The sequence below is a fragment of the Pseudonocardia spirodelae genome (assembly GCF_037727765.1).
Taxonomy (GTDB): Bacteria; Actinomycetota; Actinomycetes; order Mycobacteriales; family Pseudonocardiaceae; genus Pseudonocardia; species Pseudonocardia spirodelae.
This window is the reverse complement of sequence record NZ_JBBJUP010000006.1, coordinates 20,319-35,973: the sequence shown is the minus strand read 5'-3', so window position 1 is coordinate 35,973 and position 15,655 is coordinate 20,319. Positions and strand designations below refer to the sequence as shown.

The 15,655-nt window shown below is 75.1% G+C and carries 18 protein-coding genes; 13 read left to right on the top strand and 5 right to left on the bottom strand.

Going from position 1 to position 15,655, the window contains the following annotated elements:
- Nucleotides 1–137: 137 nt before the first annotated feature.
- From WJX68_RS08815 to dapA, 6 genes are all read left to right on the top strand, one after another.
- Nucleotides 138–1,535, top strand: coding sequence for a bifunctional folylpolyglutamate synthase/dihydrofolate synthase (locus tag WJX68_RS08815; RefSeq protein WP_422785685.1), 1,398 nt, complete (start codon nt 138–140; stop codon nt 1,533–1,535).
- A gap of 50 nt (nt 1,536–1,585) precedes the next feature.
- Nucleotides 1,586–1,942 carry a DUF4233 domain-containing protein gene (locus WJX68_RS08810; protein WP_340288544.1) on the top strand — a complete coding sequence of 119 codons (357 nt, stop codon included), beginning with the start codon at nt 1,586–1,588 and terminating at the stop codon, nt 1,940–1,942.
- 45 nt (nt 1,943–1,987) lie between these two features.
- Nucleotides 1,988–2,398 carry a nucleoside-diphosphate kinase gene (ndk, locus tag WJX68_RS08805; protein WP_340287874.1) on the top strand — a complete coding sequence of 137 codons (411 nt, stop codon included), beginning with the start codon at nt 1,988–1,990 and terminating at the stop codon, nt 2,396–2,398.
- A complete protein-coding gene (locus WJX68_RS08800; RefSeq protein ID WP_340287871.1) occupies nt 2,395–2,919 on the top strand; it encodes a GNAT family N-acetyltransferase in 525 nt (174 codons plus the stop codon). Before ndk ends, WJX68_RS08800 begins: the two co-directional genes overlap by 4 nt.
- A gap of 107 nt (nt 2,920–3,026) precedes the next feature.
- Nucleotides 3,027–3,803, top strand: a complete 777-nt coding sequence (locus tag WJX68_RS08795) for a hypothetical protein (protein ID WP_340287868.1) — start codon at nt 3,027–3,029, stop codon at nt 3,801–3,803.
- Nucleotides 3,804–3,884: 81 nt separating this feature from the next.
- Nucleotides 3,885–4,763 carry a 4-hydroxy-tetrahydrodipicolinate synthase gene (dapA, locus tag WJX68_RS08790; protein WP_340287865.1) on the top strand — a complete coding sequence of 293 codons (879 nt, stop codon included), beginning with the start codon at nt 3,885–3,887 and terminating at the stop codon, nt 4,761–4,763.
- Nucleotides 4,764–4,782: 19 nt separating this feature from the next.
- Here the strand turns inward: dapA and WJX68_RS08785 are convergent, their stop codons facing one another.
- Nucleotides 4,783–5,604, bottom strand: coding sequence for a MerR family transcriptional regulator (locus WJX68_RS08785; protein WP_340287862.1), 822 nt, complete (start codon nt 5,602–5,604; stop codon nt 4,783–4,785).
- An 87-nt stretch (nt 5,605–5,691) separates the two neighbouring features.
- Here WJX68_RS08785 and WJX68_RS08780 point away from each other — a divergent pair, with 87 nt between their 5' ends.
- From WJX68_RS08780 to WJX68_RS08770, 3 genes are read left to right on the top strand one after another with little or no spacing between them, the layout of a single operon-like run.
- A complete protein-coding gene (locus WJX68_RS08780) occupies nt 5,692–6,750 on the top strand; it encodes a ferredoxin reductase (protein ID WP_340287859.1) in 1,059 nt (352 codons plus the stop codon).
- A 29-nt stretch (nt 6,751–6,779) separates the two neighbouring features.
- Complete coding sequence (locus tag WJX68_RS08775; protein WP_340287856.1) at nt 6,780–7,961, top strand: fatty acid desaturase family protein; 1,182 nt, start codon at nt 6,780–6,782, stop codon at nt 7,959–7,961.
- A 57-nt stretch (nt 7,962–8,018) separates the two neighbouring features.
- Nucleotides 8,019–8,459, top strand: a complete 441-nt coding sequence (locus WJX68_RS08770; RefSeq protein WP_340287853.1) for a hypothetical protein — start codon at nt 8,019–8,021, stop codon at nt 8,457–8,459.
- A gap of 10 nt (nt 8,460–8,469) precedes the next feature.
- Here WJX68_RS08770 and WJX68_RS08765 read toward each other — a convergent pair whose 3' ends face one another.
- Nucleotides 8,470–8,847 (bottom strand): nuclear transport factor 2 family protein, encoded by a 378-nt coding sequence (locus WJX68_RS08765; RefSeq protein WP_340287851.1) that lies wholly within the window; start codon nt 8,845–8,847, stop codon nt 8,470–8,472.
- A gap of 143 nt (nt 8,848–8,990) precedes the next feature.
- On the opposite strand from WJX68_RS08765, the gene WJX68_RS08760 reads away from it, so the two are divergent.
- Entirely contained in the window at nt 8,991–9,788 is a 798-nt protein-coding gene (locus WJX68_RS08760) for a helix-turn-helix domain-containing protein (protein ID WP_479692288.1), read from the top strand.
- A 4-nt stretch (nt 9,789–9,792) separates the two neighbouring features.
- On the opposite strand, the gene WJX68_RS08755 is transcribed toward WJX68_RS08760, so the two are convergent.
- Complete coding sequence (locus WJX68_RS08755) at nt 9,793–10,692, bottom strand: alpha/beta fold hydrolase (RefSeq protein ID WP_340287849.1); 900 nt, start codon at nt 10,690–10,692, stop codon at nt 9,793–9,795.
- A 42-nt stretch (nt 10,693–10,734) separates the two neighbouring features.
- Here WJX68_RS08755 and WJX68_RS08750 point away from each other — a divergent pair, with 42 nt between their 5' ends.
- Both WJX68_RS08750 and WJX68_RS08745 read left to right on the top strand, forming a co-directional pair.
- Nucleotides 10,735–12,705 carry a TIGR03960 family B12-binding radical SAM protein gene (locus WJX68_RS08750; RefSeq protein ID WP_340287847.1) on the top strand — a complete coding sequence of 657 codons (1,971 nt, stop codon included), beginning with the start codon at nt 10,735–10,737 and terminating at the stop codon, nt 12,703–12,705.
- On the top strand, nt 12,698–13,240 hold the full coding sequence (locus tag WJX68_RS08745) for a GNAT family N-acetyltransferase (RefSeq protein ID WP_340287845.1): 543 nt from the start codon (nt 12,698–12,700) through the stop codon (nt 13,238–13,240). The genes WJX68_RS08750 and WJX68_RS08745 overlap by 8 nt, the downstream gene beginning before the upstream one ends.
- Here WJX68_RS08745 and WJX68_RS08740 read toward each other — a convergent pair.
- Entirely contained in the window at nt 13,183–13,677 is a 495-nt protein-coding gene (locus WJX68_RS08740; RefSeq protein ID WP_340287843.1) for an AfsR/SARP family transcriptional regulator, read from the bottom strand. The genes WJX68_RS08745 and WJX68_RS08740 overlap by 58 nt on opposite strands.
- A gap of 79 nt (nt 13,678–13,756) precedes the next feature.
- Complete coding sequence (locus WJX68_RS08735; protein ID WP_340287841.1) at nt 13,757–14,581, bottom strand: class I SAM-dependent methyltransferase; 825 nt, start codon at nt 14,579–14,581, stop codon at nt 13,757–13,759.
- A 112-nt stretch (nt 14,582–14,693) separates the two neighbouring features.
- Between WJX68_RS08735 and WJX68_RS08730 the strand changes: the two genes are divergently transcribed.
- The gene (locus tag WJX68_RS08730) at nt 14,694–15,512 is read left to right on the top strand and encodes a TIGR03936 family radical SAM-associated protein (RefSeq protein ID WP_340287839.1); all 819 of its coding nucleotides are present in this window, start codon (nt 14,694–14,696) and stop codon (nt 15,510–15,512) included.
- The last annotated feature ends 143 nt before the right edge of the window (nt 15,513–15,655 follow it).

Sequence of the window (15,655 nt, the reverse complement as noted above, 5' to 3'; positions counted from 1 at the left end):
ACGGCGACGACGACGGCGACGACAGGGACGGCGACGACAGCGACGGGGACCGCTCCGACGCCGCGGCCCGCGACGGGGCCGCGGAGGCGCCGGAGCGCGACGCCCAGGAGGCCGTGATCGCGGCCGTGCTGGACGAGATCCGCGGCGGGGGCGACCCCGACGTCGTCCCGGCCCAGTCGACCGTCACCGGCTACGCCGAGTTCCTCGCCGTGGACGCGGCACTGGACCGGCGCTGGCCGGAGTCGGTGATGGAGCCGTCGCTGGAGCGCATGCAGGCGCTGTGCGACGCCCTCGGCGACCCCCAGCACGGCTACCCGGTGGTGCACCTGACCGGCACCAACGGTAAGACGTCGACGTCGCGGATGGTCGACGCGCTGCTCAGCGAGGTCGGCCTGCGGACCGGGCGCTACACCAGCCCGCACCTGCAGCGCGCCACCGAGCGGATCAACCTGGACAACCGCCCGGTGACTCCCGAGCGCTACGTCGCGGCCTACCGCGAGGTCGAGCCGCTGGTCGAGCTCGTCGACGCGCAGCGCGGCGAGGCGCCCGCACTGAGCAAGTTCGAGGTGCTCACCGCGATGGCGTTCGCGGCGTTCTCCGACGCCCCGGTCGAGGCCGCGGTCGTCGAGGTCGGGCTCGGGGGCCGGTGGGACGCGACGAACGTCGCCGACGCCGCCGTGGCCGTCATCCTGCCGATCGGCGTCGACCACGCCGAGTACCTCGGCGACGACGTGCTCGACATCGCCCGGGAGAAGGCCGGGATCATCAAGGAGGGCTCGGTCGCCGTCCTCGCCGCGCAGGACCGCAAGGTCGCCGAGATCCTCATCGAGCGCTGCGCCGAGGTCGGGGCGCAGGTCGCCCGCGAGGGCGCGGAGTTCGGCGTCGTCGAGCGCGAGGTCGCCGTCGGCGGGCAGCGCCTGGAGCTGCAGGGCCTGTCCGGCCGCTACGACGACGTCTTCCTGCCGCTGCACGGCGAGCACCAGGCGTCGAACGCGGCGGTCGCGCTGGCCGCCGCCGAGGCGCTCGTCGGGGCGGGCACCGCACAGCCGCTCGACCCCGACGCGGTGCGCGCCGCGTTCGCCTCGGTCCGCTCGCCGGGCCGGCTCGAACCGGTCGAGGGCGGTCCGGACCGCCCCACCGTGCTGCTCGACGCCGCGCACAACCCGGCCGGTGCGCAGGCGCTGGCCACCGCGCTCGGCGCGGAGTTCCGCTTCACCCGCCTGGTCGGCGTGGTCGGCGTGCTGCGCGGCAAGGACGCGCGGGGCATCCTGGAGGGGCTCGAGCCCGCCCTGCACGAGGTCGTGGTGACCACGAACTCGTCGCCGCGGGCGATGGACCCCGACGAGCTGGGCGCGCTGGCGGCCGAGGTCTTCGGGGCCGACCGGGTCAGCGTCGAGCCGTCGCTCGCCGCGGCGGTCGAGCAGGCCCGCGAGATCGCCGAGGAGGCGGGCGGGTCCGGGGTCGGCGTCGTCGTCACCGGGTCCGTGGTCACCGTCGGCGAGGCGCGGACGCTGCTGGGGAAGGAGCCGGAGTGAGCGGGATCCCGGGCGTGCCCGAGGGGGTGCGGCCCCCGCCGACGGACCCGATGAAGGGCGCCCGCGGGGTGTTCGCCGCGACGCTGGTCCTCGAGGCGATCGTCGTGCTGCTCGCGCTGCTGGTGCTCCCGCGCTTCGGCAGCGGCTCCACCGCGCTCGGCTTCGGCGTGGTCGCGGGGATCGCGGTGGCGATGATCGTGGCCTCCGGCCTGCAGCGACGGCCGTGGGGGCTCGGCGCCGCGCTCGCGCTGCAGGTGCTGCTGCTGGTGGCGGCGGTGGTGTTCCTGTCGTCGCTGGTCGTCGTGGCGGTGGTGTTCATCCTGGTGTGGGCGGTGCTGGTCTGGATGCGCCGCGAGGTGGCGCGCCGGATGGCGGCCGGGACGCTGCCGTCGCAGCAGCAGGAGTGACGGTGGGTGCGGGGCCGTCACACCGCCGTCGCTACCCTGTCGCGCGTGACTGAACGCACTCTCGTCCTGGTCAAGCCCGACGGCGTCGCGCGCAAGCTCGTCGGCGAGGTCGTCTCGCGGATCGAGCGCAAGGGCCTCGACCTGGTCGCCCTGGACCTGCGCACCGTCGACCGCGAGCTGGCCGCCCAGCACTACGCCGAGCACGACGGCAAGCCCTTCTTCGAGGAGCTGCTCTCCTTCATCACCTCCGGGCCCGTGCTGGCCGCCGTCGTCGAGGGCCCGCGGGCCATCGCCGCGTGGCGCCAGGTCGCCGGCGGCACCGACCCGGTGGAGAAGGCCACCCCCGGCAGCATCCGCGGCGACCTCGCCCTGGAGACCGGCTCGAACCTCGTGCACGGCTCGGACTCCCCGGAGTCGGCCGACCGGGAGATCAAGCTCTGGTTCCCGAACCTGTGACCCGCGACGTCCCGGCCGTCCGCCGGGTCGTCGACCCCCGTCCCGGCGCCGCCGCCGCGCTCGGTGATCTGTGGATCGCCGTCACCGAGGCCGGCGGCGCCGTGGACTTCGTGCCCGGCTGGGACCAGGACGAGATCCGCGCCCTCGCGGCCGAGACGATCGAGTCCGTCCGCGCCGGGTCGTCGCGCATGCTCGTGGCGGGGGAGGAGACGGCCCCGCTCGGGACGGTCTTCCTGGTGCCGAACACCGGCATCGCGGCCCACCGCGCCGACGTCCAGCGACTGATGGTCCGCCCCGACCTGCAGGGACGCGGGCTGGGCACCGTGCTGCTCGACGCGGCCGTCGCCGAGGCCCGCGCGGCCGGTGTCGCGGTGCTCACCCTCGGCGCGCGCGGCGGCACACCGCTGCCCGCGTTCTACGCGGCCCGCGGCTTCGTCGAGTACGGCCGCCTCCCCGACGGGGTGCGGGTCGCCCCGGGCGACCCGCGCGACGTGCACCTGTTCCACCTGCCCCTGGACTGACGCCGTCCCGGTGCGGGCCGTCGCGTCCGGCGAGGGGATCACGCCAAGATCGGATACCCCCGTCGGCCGGATGGCAGAGCCCGCCGGGGCGGGCCACCATGTGGGCCATGACCGTGCTCACCCCGCGCCCGACGACCGCGGACCTCGTCCGGGGTGTCGTCGTGGCCGTGCTGGCGATCCTGCAGGTGCTCGTCTCGGCCGTCGGGTCGTCGTCGATCGGTGCCGTGGCCGGGGAGTTCCCGACCCCGATCAACGCCGCGGGGTACGCGTTCTCGATCTGGGGTCTCATCTACCTGGGCGTGCTCGTGTACGCCGGCTACGCCCTGCTGCCCGGGCAGCGCGGGCGCTCCGTGCACCGGCGCATCGGCTGGTGGGTGGCGGCGTCGGCCGTGCTCAACCCGCTCTGGATCCTCGCCTTCACCCAGGGCTGGGTGGTGACCGCCCAGGTCGTGCTGGTCGGGCTGCTGGTCGTGCTGGCCGTGGTCCACGCACGCCTGTCGCACACCGTCGCCGACGGCTGGGGCGACCGGCTGGCGATGCGGCTGCCGCTGGCCCTCTACCTCGGCTGGGTCAGCGCCGCGACGGTCATCGCCGTCATGGTCGCCGGGGTCGCGGTCGGGCTGCCCCCGGACGGGGCGCTGCCCCAGGTCGCCGGGATCCTGCTGCTCGTGGTGCTCACCGCGGTCGCCCTGTCGGTCATCGGGTCCACCGCGGGCTTCGCCGGGTTCGCCGCGGCGCTGTGCTGGGCGCTGGTCGCGATCAGCGTCAACGACCGCCCGCTGGTGATCGCGGCGGTCGCCCTGGTCGCGGCCGCGCTGATCCTGGTCCAGGCGGTGCGCCGCACCGCACGCGCGGTGCAGCCGGTCCGAGTCGCCCTGGGCTGAGCGGAAAACCGGCACCGGCGGACCCGCTCCCGCTTGCTACCGTCGCCACCGGCAGGAGCAGCGGTACCAGGGAGGCCCGGCATGATCACCGGAAGCATCGTCGCGATCGTGACCCCGATGCACGACAGCGGCGACGTCGACCACACGGCCCTCGGCGAGCTGGTCGAGCGCCAGATCGACGCCGGGACGGCCGCGATCGTCTCGGTCGGCACGACCGGGGAGTCCTCGACGCTGTCGGTGCTCGAGCACACCGAGGTCATGCGCCGCACCATCGAGGTCGCGAACGGCCGCGTCCCGGTGATCGCCGGCACCGGCGCCAACTCCACCGACGAGGCGATCCACCTCACCCGGGCCGCCCGCGCGGCCGGCGCCGACGGCGCGCTGCTCGTCACGCCGTACTACAACAAGCCCCCGCAGGAGGGGCTCTACCAGCACTTCAAGCGGATCGCCGAGACCGTCGACATCCCGCAGTACCTCTACAACGTCCCCGGCCGCACCGCCTGCGACATGCTGCCCTCCACGGTCGCGCGGCTCGCCGAGATCCCGAACATCGTCGGGCTCAAGGAGGCCGCGGGGGACCTCGACCGGGTCCGCGAGCTCGTCGCGCTCGGCCTGGAGGACTTCGCGCTCTACTCCGGCGACGACGGCACGGCCCGCGCCTCGATGCTCGCCGGGTTCCACGGCGACATCTCGGTGACCGCGAACGTCGCCCCCGAGACGATGGCCCGGATGTGCAAGGCCGCCGTCGCGGGGGACGCCGAGACCGCGTCCGCTCTCGACGCCGACCTCGCCGGCCTGCACGCGGCCCTGTTCTCCGAGCCCAACCCGATCCCGGTGAAGTGGGCGCTGGCCGAGCTGGGCCTGATGCCGGGCGGCATCCGGCTGCCGCTGGTGCCGCTGGACGAGTGGCACCACGAGGACGTCCGCGCGGCGCTGCGGACCGCGGGCCTGCTGAGCTGACCGCGGCCGCCGCGGCGGCTCAGGCGGACGGGTCCGTCGCCGCGTCGCCGTCGGCGGGCTCGGCGGGGGCGGGCTCGGCGGGGGCGGCCGACGCGCTGCTCGTGCGCACGTTGCGCACGATGTCGCGTCCGAACGTGACGTCCACCCGCTCGGCGACGGCGAGCTCCAGCACCGCGATCATCACCTCGCCGGAGATGCGGCGCATCCGCTCGATCGTCTCGTAGACGCGCGGCCACTGGTCGTCGGGCCGGCCCTCGGCGTCGAAGGGCTGCCAGATCTCGCCGAGGAACAGGTCGACGTAGAGCTTGGCGACGGCGTCGGCGTGCTTGCGCAGCTGCTCCACCACGTCGAGCGAGCGGTTGATCGGGATGCCCAGCCCGGTCAGCTCGGCCGCGGCGTTCATCAGCCGCGGGCTGATCTCCTCGAAGGTGTCCTCGCCGACCTCGCGCAGCAGGCCCATCCTCACCCCGCGCCGGGCCAGCGTGGTGTCGGTCGTCTCGTAGCGCTGGGCGAGCTCGGCGAGGTGGACCATCTGCCGGTCCTCGGGGGCGAAGAGCTCGCGGACGGTGCGGATGAACTGCACGACCTGCTCGGTCGAACCGCCGGTGGTGTCGAGGAGCTTCTTGATGGTGTCGAGCTTGACGCCCTCGTCCTGGAGGTCCTTGATCAGCTCCAGCCGCGCGGCGTGGCCCGGGCCGTAGTAGCCGGTCCGGGCCTTGACCTGCGGCGGGGGCAGCAGTCCGCGCGACTGGTACGCCCGGATGTTGCGCACCGTCACGCCGCTGGACCGCGCCAGCTCGTCGATGGTGCTCCAGCCCTCCAGCTCGGGGTCCTCGACCATGACACAAAGCCTAGCAGGCGATCATGTGACACAGGAATCAGAGAAGCTGGCTTGCAATGTGACATCAGAGTGGGCACAGTCGATGTCATGTTCCGATCCGCTCCTGGCACGACGTCGCGCCGCCGGGGCCTGCTGGCCGCCGCGGGCGCACTGACCACGCCGCTGCTGCCCGAGGACTTCCTGACCCTGGTCGACCCGCTGTGGTCGACGACGTCGCTGCGCGGCCGGGTCGTCGCCCGCCGCCGTGAGACCGGCCGTGCCGTCTCGGTGACCATCGAGCCCGGCCGGGCCTGGGCCGGCCACCGCGCCGGCCAGTACGTCGGCATCGGTGTCGAGGTCGACGGCGTCCGGCTGCAGCGCAGCTACTCCCTGTCCGGCCCCGAGGGTGCCGACCACCTCACCGTCACGGTGCAGGAGGTCGAGGGCGGCGCGGTGTCGCCGATCCTGGTCCGGGACCTGCCCATCGGCACGATCGTCGAGCTGGAGCAGGCGGCGGGGGAGTTCACCCTGCCCGGGTCGCTGCCGGACCGGCTGCTGTTCGTCACCGCGGGCAGCGGCATCACCCCGGTCATGGGCATGCTGCGCACGCTGGACCGCGCCGGCACGATGCCCGACGTCGTGCTCGTCCACGCCGCCCGCACCGCCGAGGACACCATCTTCCGCTCCGAGCTGGCCGGCCTGGCCGCGCGGCACCCGTCGCTGCGGGTGGTGCTGCACCACAGCGCCGTCTCCGGCCGGCTCGACCCGGACGCCGTCGACGCCCTGGTCCCCGACCGGGCCGGGCGCGCGGTGTACGCCTGCGGCCCCGAGGGCCTGCTCGACGCCGTCGAGCAGAGCTGGGAGGGCGTCGTCACCGAGCGCTTCACCCCGCCCGCCCGGGCGGCCGAGGGCACCGGCGGCACCGTCGACCTCGGCGGCGACACCGTCGAGGTCGAGCCCGGGCAGAGCCTGCTGGAGGCCGGTGAGGCCGCCGGGAAGCTCATGCCCAGCGGCTGCCGGATGGGCATCTGCTTCGGCTGCGTGCTGCCGCTGCGCGAGGGCCGGGTGCGCGACCTGCGCACCGGCGAGGCGCACGGCGAGCCCGGCGACCTGGTCCAGACCTGCATCAACTCCGCGTGCGGCCCCGCCCGCATCGACCTTCCCTGACCCACCGACTCCGACCGAAGGAGGTCACCATGACCGCCGTCCTGGAGAACCCCGCGCACGCCGAGCCCGGCCCGGAGGAGACCGGCCGCGAGCAGCACCCGCAGCGCCCGGTGCTGGAGCTCGTGCCGTCCTCGCGCCGCGAGGACGTGGCCGCGACCACCGACCTGACCGCCGAGCAGATCGAGGAGCTCGGCCGCCGCCTCGACGCGATCCGCGACCGTGTGCTCGCCGAGCGCGGCGCCTCGGACGCCGAGTACATCCGCGGCGTCATCCGCAAGCAGCGGGCCTGCGAGATCGGCGGCCGCGCGCTGCTGTTCGCCGGTGTCCTGCCGCCGGCCTGGATCGCCGGCACCGCCCTGCTCTCGATCGCCAAGATCCTCGAGAACATGGAGATCGGGCACAACGTCATGCACGGCCAGTGGGACTGGATGCGTGACCCGAAGATCCACTCGTCGACCTGGGAGTGGGACAACGTCTCGTCCTCGGCCGAGTGGAAGCACTCCCACAACTACATGCACCACACCTACACCAACGTCGTCGGCAAGGACCGCGACGTGGGGTACGGGATCCTGCGCCTGTCCGAGGAGCAGCGGTGGACCCCGTACTACCTGGGCAATCCGGTCTACAACCTGCTGCTCAGCCTGTTCTTCGAGTACGGCGTGGCGCTGCACGATCTCGAGGTCGAGAAGGTCGTGGCGGGGGAGAAGCCGCTGAGCCGGGTGTGGCAGCAGATCAAGTCGATCGGGCGCAAGACCGGCCGCCAGATCCTGAAGGACTACGTCGCCTTCCCGGCCCTGGCCGGACCGTTCTTCCTGCCCGTCCTCGCCGGCAACCTCACCGCGAACCTGGTGCGCAACGTCTGGTCGCACGCGGTCATCTTCTGCGGGCACTTCCCGACCGGTGCGGTGCAGTTCACCGAGGAGCAGCTGGAGGACGAGAGCCGCGGCGAGTGGTACGTCCGCCAGCTCCTGGGCTCGGCGAACCTCGACGGCGGCCGGTTCTTCCACCTGATGACCGGCCAGCTGAGCTTCCAGATCGAGCACCACCTGTTCCCGGACCTGCCCAGCAACCGCTACGCCGAGATCGCGCCCGAGGTGCGCGAGCTCTGCCGCGAGTACGGCCTGGAGTACACGAGCGGGCCGCTGTGGACGCAGTACATGCAGGTCCTGGGCACGATCAACCGACTGGCCCTGCCCGGCGGGAAGCGCTGATAGCGTCCGGTTCGCCCGATCCATCCGGATCGGCGGATCGGCGCAGCGGGGGCGGTCGTGCGGCACATCGTGGGGATCCTGGTCGGGCTCGTGGGGACGGGGGCGGCGCTCGTCGTCGCCGGGCGCGGGATGGGCATCGCCTACGAGTCGATGATGCGCATGGACCTGGACCGGGTCCCCGCCGGCACGGGCCTGCTGGCCGTCGGCGGGGTGCTGCTGGGCGGTGTGGTCCTGGCCGGGCGCCACTCCCCGGCGGCGCCGCTGACCGGGGCGGTGCTGCTCGCCCTCGCCACGGCCGCGACGCTGTTCGACCCGCAGGCGCCGTTCGCGCTGGGCCGTGGTCTCGGCTACCTGCTGAGCCTGCAGTACGGGGCGCTGCTCGCCGGTCTGCTGGCCGTCGCGGCGTTCGTCGTGCCGCGGCGGCGGACCCGGACCGGTCCGCCGCCGCCGTGGGCGCAGGGGACGCCGGGCCCGTCCGCGGGCCCGGTCGTCCACTGAGCCGTCCCGGTCACGCCGGGAAGCGGTCCAGGAAGCCGTGCACCTGCGCGATGCGGCCCTCGCCGTCGGTGACGACGACGTCGAACCCGACGACCGGCGCCTCCGACCCGGCCGCGTGGACCTCCGGGGGCGCGGCCTGCCAGCGGAACCGCGCCCGGTCGTGGTGGGCGTCGACGTCGCCGAGCAGCCGGAACTCCCACCCCGCCAGCTTCTGCTGGGCCGCGGCGAGGAAGCCGTCGACGCCGTCGTGGCCGGCGACGTCGGCGAGCGGGTCGGTGTAGCGGGCGTCGTCGGTGAACAGCTCGGCGACGCGGGCCCGGCGCGCGGCCGGGTCGGTCTCGTTGAACGCGGCGACGTAGCGCTCGGCGAGGGCGGTGTAGTCGGTCATCGGGTCTCCCTGGTCGGGTCCGTCGTGGACGGTTCCGAGCCTGCGCCGGACCGGGTACCGGCGGCGATGACCTCCTGGGTAACGGAGGTCCGTTACCTGCGGGGTAGTCGTCGCGGTGCGCGCGCCCGGCTAGCGTCGGCGGCGTGACCGGAGCCGACGCCCGTCCCGCCCGCACCGCGGGACCGGGGGAGATGCTGCGGTTCTGGCGGGCCCGGCGCCGCCGCAGCCAGATGGACACCGCGCTCGCCGCCGGCGTCTCGACCCGGCACCTGAGCTTCGTCGAGACCGGCCGCTCGGGCGCGAGCCGCGAGCTGCTGGGCGCGCTGGCCGAGGCGCTGGAGATCCCGCTGCGCGAGCGCAACGCCCTGCTGCTCGCCGCCGGGTACGCCCCGGCCTACGCCGAGCGCCCGCTCGACGACCCGGACCTCGCGCCCGTCCGCGACGCGCTGGACCGCCTGGTCGCGGCGCACGACCCGTTCCCGGCGCTGGTCGTCGACCGTTGGGGCGACGTGCTGCTCGCCAACCGCGCCGCGGGCGCGCTCGTCGCGGACCTCGCGCCGGAGGCGGCCGGGCCGCCGCTCAACGTGCACCGCGCCTGCCTGCACCCCGGCGGGCTCGCCCCGCGCATCCGCAACCTCGCCCAGTGGCGCGGGCACCTGCTGCACCGGCTGGAACGGCAGGTCCGGATGACCGCCGACCCGCGGCTGGTCGCCCTGCTCGCCGAGTGCCGCGGCTACCCCGCGCCGGCGGAGTCCGCGCTCCCCTCGCCGGGGTCGGACGTGCTGCTCCCGCTGGTGCTCGACGCCGCGGGCGCGACGCTGCGGTTCCACTCGGTGGTGTCGACCTTCGGCGCGCCGCACGACGTGACGCTCGCGGAGCTGGCACTGGAGACCTTCCTCCCGGCCGACGACGCGACCCGGGCCGCGCTGCGCCGGTCCTGACCGGTCAGCGGGCGTGCGCCCGCGCCGCGGTCCGCGCGATCCCGTCGAGCAGCTGCGGCCACACCCACCGCGGCAGGTCGTGCCCCATTCCGGCGACCTCGACCAGCTCGGCGCCGGGGATCGCCGCGGCGGTGGCCCGTCCGCCGTCGGGTCGGATGATCCGGTCCGCGGCACCGTGCAGCACCAGCGCCGGGCACCGCAGCGCGGCCAGGTCCGCGGTCCGGTCCCGCTCGGCGACGATCGCGGCGAGCTGACGCCCGGCCCCGCTGCCGTCCCCGGTCTCGCGCGCCAGCGCGCGGCGGACGGTGACGCGGACGTCCTCGTCGTCGCCGGCGGTCCGCCCGGCCGAGCCGATCCGGCGGAACGAGCGCACCATGCCCTCCACCGGGTCCGGCGGGGGTGGGCGCAGGAACTCCGGCACCATCCGCGGGGCGGTGCGGCCCGTCCCGTCGCCGGGGCGGCCCATCACGGAGACGAGCGAGCGGACCAGGCCGGGGTGGCGGATCGCGGTCTCCTGCGCGATCGAGGCCCCCAGCGAGGCGCCGACCACGTGCGCACCGCCGGGCGCGATGCGCGCGATCAGCCCGCCGGCGTCGTCGGCCATGTCGGCGAGGGTGTAGACGGGCCGGGCCCGCCGGGTCAGGAACCCCCAGGCCGAGATGCCCGGGCCGGACAGATGGGTGGAGCGGCCGACGTCGCGGTTGTCGAACCGCACGACGTGGAACCCGCGCCCGGCCAGCCCGGTGCAGAACCCGTCGCGCCACCAGTCCATCGACAGGCCCAGCCCCATGACGAGCAGCACCGCCGGGTCGGCCGGGTCCCCGAAGGACTGGTGGCACAGCCGGACCGCGCCGACGTCGGTGTACTCCTCGGGTTCCACGGCCGGGGTTCGGTCGTACACCACCCGCCGGTTCGCCCGGATCGGACGTGGCTACCCTGGTTCAGCGTGGCACCCACCTCCGTCTTCCCCGCCCTGGAACCGATCCTGCCCCGCGTCGCCAAGCCGGTGCAGTACGTCGGCGGTGAGGGGAACTCGCAGGTCAAGCCGTGGGACTCCGCGGCCGTCCGCTGGGCACTGCTCTACCCGGACGCCTACGAGGTCGGCCTGCCCAACCAGGGCGTCCAGATCCTCTACGAGGTCCTCAACGAGCGGGCCGACGCACTGGCCGAGCGCTGCTACGCGGTCTGGCCCGACCTCGAGGCCCTGATGCGCGAGTCGGGTGTCCCCGCGTTCACCGTCGACGCCCACCACGCCGTCGGCGACTTCGACGTCCTCGGCGTCTCGTTCTCCACCGAGCTGGGCTACACCAACCTGCTCACCACGCTGGACCTGGCGGGCATCCCGCTGCACGCGTCCGGGCGCGACGAGAGCCACCCGGTGGTCGTCGCGGGCGGGCACGCCGCGTTCAACCCGGAGCCGGTCGCGGACTTCGTCGACGTCGCCGCGCTGGGCGACGGCGAGGAGGTCGTCGGCGACATCACCGACGTGGTGCGCGACTGGAAGGCGCAGGGGCGCCCGGGCGGGCGGCGCGAGCTGCTGCTGCGCCTGTCCGCGACGCCCGGCTGCTACGTGCCCTCCCTCTACGACGTGACCTACCGGCCCGACGGCCACATCGACGCCGTCACCCCGGCCGACGAGCGCGTCCCGGCCACCGTGCAGAAGCGCACCACCATCGAGCTCGACGAGTGGCCGTACCCGAAGAAGCCGCTGGTCCCGCTGGCCGAGACCGTCCACGAGCGGGCCAGCGTGGAGATCTTCCGCGGCTGCACCCGCGGCTGCCGGTTCTGCCAGGCGGGCATGATCACCCGCCCGGTGCGGGAGCGGTCGCTGCAGGGGGTCGGCGAGATGGTCGACGCGGCCGTGCGCGCCTCGGGCTTCGACGAGGTCGGCCTGCTGTCGCTGTCCAGCGCCGACCACTCCGAGATCGCCGAGATCACCAAGGGCCTCGCCGACCGCTACGAGGGCACCAACACCTCGCTGTCGCTGCCGAGCACGCGCGTCGACGCGTTCAACATCGACCTCGCCAACGAGATCTCCCGCAACGGCCGCCGCTCCGGGCTGACCTTCGCCCCCGAGGGCGGGTCCGAGCGCATCCGCCGGGTGATCAACAAGATGGTCTCCGAGGACGACCTGATCCGGACCTGCGCCGAGGCGTTCTCCCAGGGCTGGCGGCAGGTGAAGCTCTACTTCATGTGCGGGCTGCCCACCGAGACCGACGAGGACGTGCTGGAGATCGCGGGCATGGCGCACCGCGTCATCAAGGCGGGCCGGGAGGCGTCCGGGCGCAACGACGTGCGCTGCACCATCTCCATCGGCGGGTTCGTGCCCAAGCCGCACACCCCGTTCCAGTGGGCCGCGCAGTGCCACCCCGAGGTCGTCGACTCCCGGCTGCGCAAGCTGCGCGAGGCGGTGAACTCCGACCGGCGGATCGGGCGCAACATCGGCATGCGCTACCACGACGGCGAGCCGTCGCTGATCGAGGGACTGCTCGCCCGGGGCGACCGGCGGGTCGGCGCCGTCATCGAGAAGGTCTGGCGCGACGGCGGCCGGTTCGACGGCTGGTCCGAGCACTTCTCCTACCGCCGCTGGGTCGACTCCGCCGCGCAGGCGCTGGAGCCGCAGGGGGTGTCGCTGGACTGGTTCACCACCCGCGAGCGCGACGCCGAGGAGATCCTGCCGTGGGACCACCTCGACTCCGGGCTGGAGCGGGACTGGCTCTGGGAGGACTGGCAGGACGCTCTGGACGGCCGCGAGCAGGACGACTGCCGCTGGACGCCGTGCTTCGACTGCGGTGTCTGCCCGTCCACCGGCACCGACATCGAGGTCGGCCCCAGCGGGACGACCCTGCTGCCGCTCACCGTGGTCAACCCGACGGCGTCCGCGGGGGCGCTCGGGGGCGCACACCCGGGTGACTGAGAACGGACTGTCCTCCATCCCGGACCCGGCCGTCGCCGACACCTCGACCTGGGAGTACGGCGGGCGGCGCCTGCGGGTGCGGGTCGCCGACGAGCGCGACGTCGCCGGCCTGGCCCGGCTGCGCCGCCAGTGGCTCGAGGAGCGTGCGGGCCGCCCGGTCGACGACCCGGCCTTCGAGGAGGCCTTCGCCGCCTGGTGGCGGGTCGAGCAGCCGCGGCGCGCGTTCTGGGTCGCCGAGGCCGGCAGCGACCGCGCCGGCTGGACCCCGGTCGGGTCGGTCAACGTGCTGGAGACCGTGCAGATGCCGCGCCCCGGCGGGCGCGGCGGGCGGACCGGCCAGGTCGGCAACGCGTTCGTGCTGGCCGCGTTCGCCGAGGCGGGGGTGCCGCGGGCGCTGCTGTCCGCCGTCGTCGCGCACGCCCGGGCCCGCGGCTACCGGCGGCTCATGCTGGCGCCGACGCCGGGCAGCGCCGCGTTCTACCGCCGGGCCGGGTTCCGCCCGGCGGGCGACGCGCTGCTGGTGCTCGAGCAGTAGGACCCGGCCTCCTGCAGCCGCAGCCCGGCCCGGGCCAGGTCGAGACGGCGGCCGTGCAGCCACGCCGCGAACTCCGGCACGTCGGGCTCGCAGCCCTCCAGGAGCGGCAGGGTCGCCTCGTCGAGCGGCCAGCCGGCCGGGCGGCGCCCGGCCAGGACGTCGAGCACGTCGACGACGGTGCCCGGCACCGGCTCGACGCGCAGCGGGTCCCCGCCGATCCGGATCGTGCCGCCGGCGGCGCGGCGCGCCCGGCTCAGCGTCCAGCGCAGCGCGGCCGCCGGGTCCTCGGCGTCGGGGAACAGCATCCCCACGGCACGGCAGCGGGGAACCGGGCCCGCCGTGCAGAGCAGCAGGGCCAGCAGGGCCCACGGCTTGCGGCCCCGCACCGGCTCCGCGACCAGGGTGCGGGGCGGGCCGAGCAGCCGCACGACGGTCATGGCGGCGCCCCCTCCCACACGGAGGGGTCAGGATCCCACCGTCACCGCCGGTCGGGGACCGGCCGTTCGGCCCCTGCAGTCAGGTCCGCACGGCCGTGGCGAGCAGGTACTCCGCGTCCCAGTGGTCGCCCGCGCGGGTCCGGTCCAGGTAGGCGGCGAACGCCTCGTCGAGCTCGGCGGTGCGCTCCGGGTCGTCGGCGAGGCGGGCGTAGGCGGTGACGACCGGGCCGTAGTTCTGCTTCCACCAGTCGCGGAACCCGGCGGGGTCGGCGACCACGTCGAACCGGACGGTGGCGCGCCGGGCCCGCAGGTCCCGCACCCCGTCGCCGAACAGCCGGGCGAGGTGCTCCTCGGTGCCCCAGCGCACCCCGGGCGTCGCGCCGGGCGGCGGGGCGGGGACGAACGGGCCCAGCGTGGCGAACAGTCCGCCGACGAAGCCCTCGGGCGTCCAGTTGAGCAGGCCGATCCGCCCGCCCGGCCGGCAGACGCGCAGCAGCTCCGCGGCCGCCCGCTCGTGGTAGGGCGCGAACATCACGCCCACGCAGGACAGCACGACGTCGAACGCGGCGTCGGGGAACGGCAGGTCGTGCGCGTCGGCCTCGACCCACTCCAGCTCGGCGCCCCGATCGGCGGCCGCCCGGGCGCCCGCCGCGAGCAGCTCGGGGGTGAGGTCGGCGGCGATCACGTCCGCGCCGCGCAGCGCCGCCGGGACCGCCGCGTTGCCGGTGCCCGCGGCGACGTCGAGCACCTGCTCGCCCGCGGCGACGCCGGTCGCCTCGACCAGCTCGGCGCCGAGCCCGGGGATCAGCGTGGCGGCGACGGCCGCGTAGTCCCCGGAGGCCCACACGGCGCGGTGGGCCGGGCGCAGGGCGGTCGGGTCGGGTGCGGTACCGGCGGATGACATGGCGGGCTCCTCTCGGCGGGCGGGACCGCGCCACGGTGCCCGCAGTGCGTGTGCCGGTGCGTGTGCACGGCGGCGGCAGCGGGCGGGCCGCGCCCTTCTAGACTCACCGGCCATGGCACGCGTGAAGGCAGGAGCGGCGGCGAACCCGGCACCCCCGACGGTGCAGCGGGTCCGCCTGCGCTTCGCCAAGCGCGGCCGGCTGCGGTTCCTGTCCCACCGCGACGTGGCCCGCAGCTTCGAGCGCGCGGTGCGGCGCGCCGGCGTCCCGGTCGCGCACTCGCACGGGTTCAGCCCGCACCCGCGGCTGTCCTGGGTGGGGGCCGCCCCGACCGGCGCGGCCAGCGAGGCCGAGTACGTCGAGATGGGCCTGACCCGCGAGGTCGACCCGGAGCTGGTCCGGGCCGCGATGGACCGCGCGCTGCCCGACGGGCTCGACGTCGTCGCCGCCGTCACCGCGGCGCCGCCCGCGCTCGCCGACCGGATCGACGCCGGCCGGTGGCGCCTGGAGGTCCGCGGCGTGCCCGCGGCCGAGGTCGCCGCGGCGGTCGAGCGGTTCCTCGCGGAGGAGTCCGTCGTCGTGACCCGGGTCACGCCGTCCGGGCGCAAGGAGATCGACGTCCGTGCGGCCGTCGTCACTCTGTCCGTCGAACCGCAGGTGAACGCCACTCCCGGCGATCACGACCCGTCCGGGTCGGCGGGTCACCCGGTCCCGGTCACCGACTGTGCGATACTGACGGCGGTCGTACGGCTGACGACACCGACCGTCCGACCCGATGACGTACTGGGCGCGCTCACCGTCGTCGCAGACCTGGCGCCGCCGGTACCGGTGACGGCCACCCGGTTGGCGCAGGGCCTGCTCGACGACGGGGGCGACCTGGTGGACCCGCTCGGTGCGGTCCCGGCGACCCGGGCCCGGCCGGACGGATCCTGACCCGGACGGCACGCACGCCTCCGGTCCGGCGTCGAGCACCAGCCCCGGACGCCCGGGGAGCGACACCAGATGTGCCGCACCGCGCAACCCGCGCGAGCTGCGGAAACAGAACGCGCAAGGTCCCTGCGCGGCCGCCTCCGACG

Bases quoted from the DNA above. Each gene is read 5' to 3' on its own strand.
- WJX68_RS08810 (WP_340288544.1), top strand. From the start codon at position 1,586: ATGAAGGGCGCCCGCGGGGTGTTCGCCGCGACGCTGGTCCTCGAGGCG.
- WJX68_RS08795 (WP_340287868.1), top strand. From the start codon at position 3,027: ATGACCGTGCTCACCCCGCGCCCGACGACCGCGGACCTCGTCCGGGGT.
- dapA (WP_340287865.1), top strand. From the start codon at position 3,885: ATGATCACCGGAAGCATCGTCGCGATCGTGACCCCGATGCACGACAGC.
- WJX68_RS08785 (WP_340287862.1), bottom strand. From the start codon at position 5,604: ATGGTCGAGGACCCCGAGCTGGAGGGCTGGAGCACCATCGACGAGCTG.
- WJX68_RS08780 (WP_340287859.1), top strand. From the start codon at position 5,692: ATGTTCCGATCCGCTCCTGGCACGACGTCGCGCCGCCGGGGCCTGCTG.
- WJX68_RS08775 (WP_340287856.1), top strand. From the start codon at position 6,780: ATGACCGCCGTCCTGGAGAACCCCGCGCACGCCGAGCCCGGCCCGGAG.
- WJX68_RS08765 (WP_340287851.1), bottom strand. From the start codon at position 8,847: ATGACCGACTACACCGCCCTCGCCGAGCGCTACGTCGCCGCGTTCAAC.
- WJX68_RS08740 (WP_340287843.1), bottom strand. From the start codon at position 13,677: ATGACCGTCGTGCGGCTGCTCGGCCCGCCCCGCACCCTGGTCGCGGAG.
- WJX68_RS08735 (WP_340287841.1), bottom strand. From the start codon at position 14,581: ATGTCATCCGCCGGTACCGCACCCGACCCGACCGCCCTGCGCCCGGCC.
- WJX68_RS08730 (WP_340287839.1), top strand. From the start codon at position 14,694: ATGGCACGCGTGAAGGCAGGAGCGGCGGCGAACCCGGCACCCCCGACG.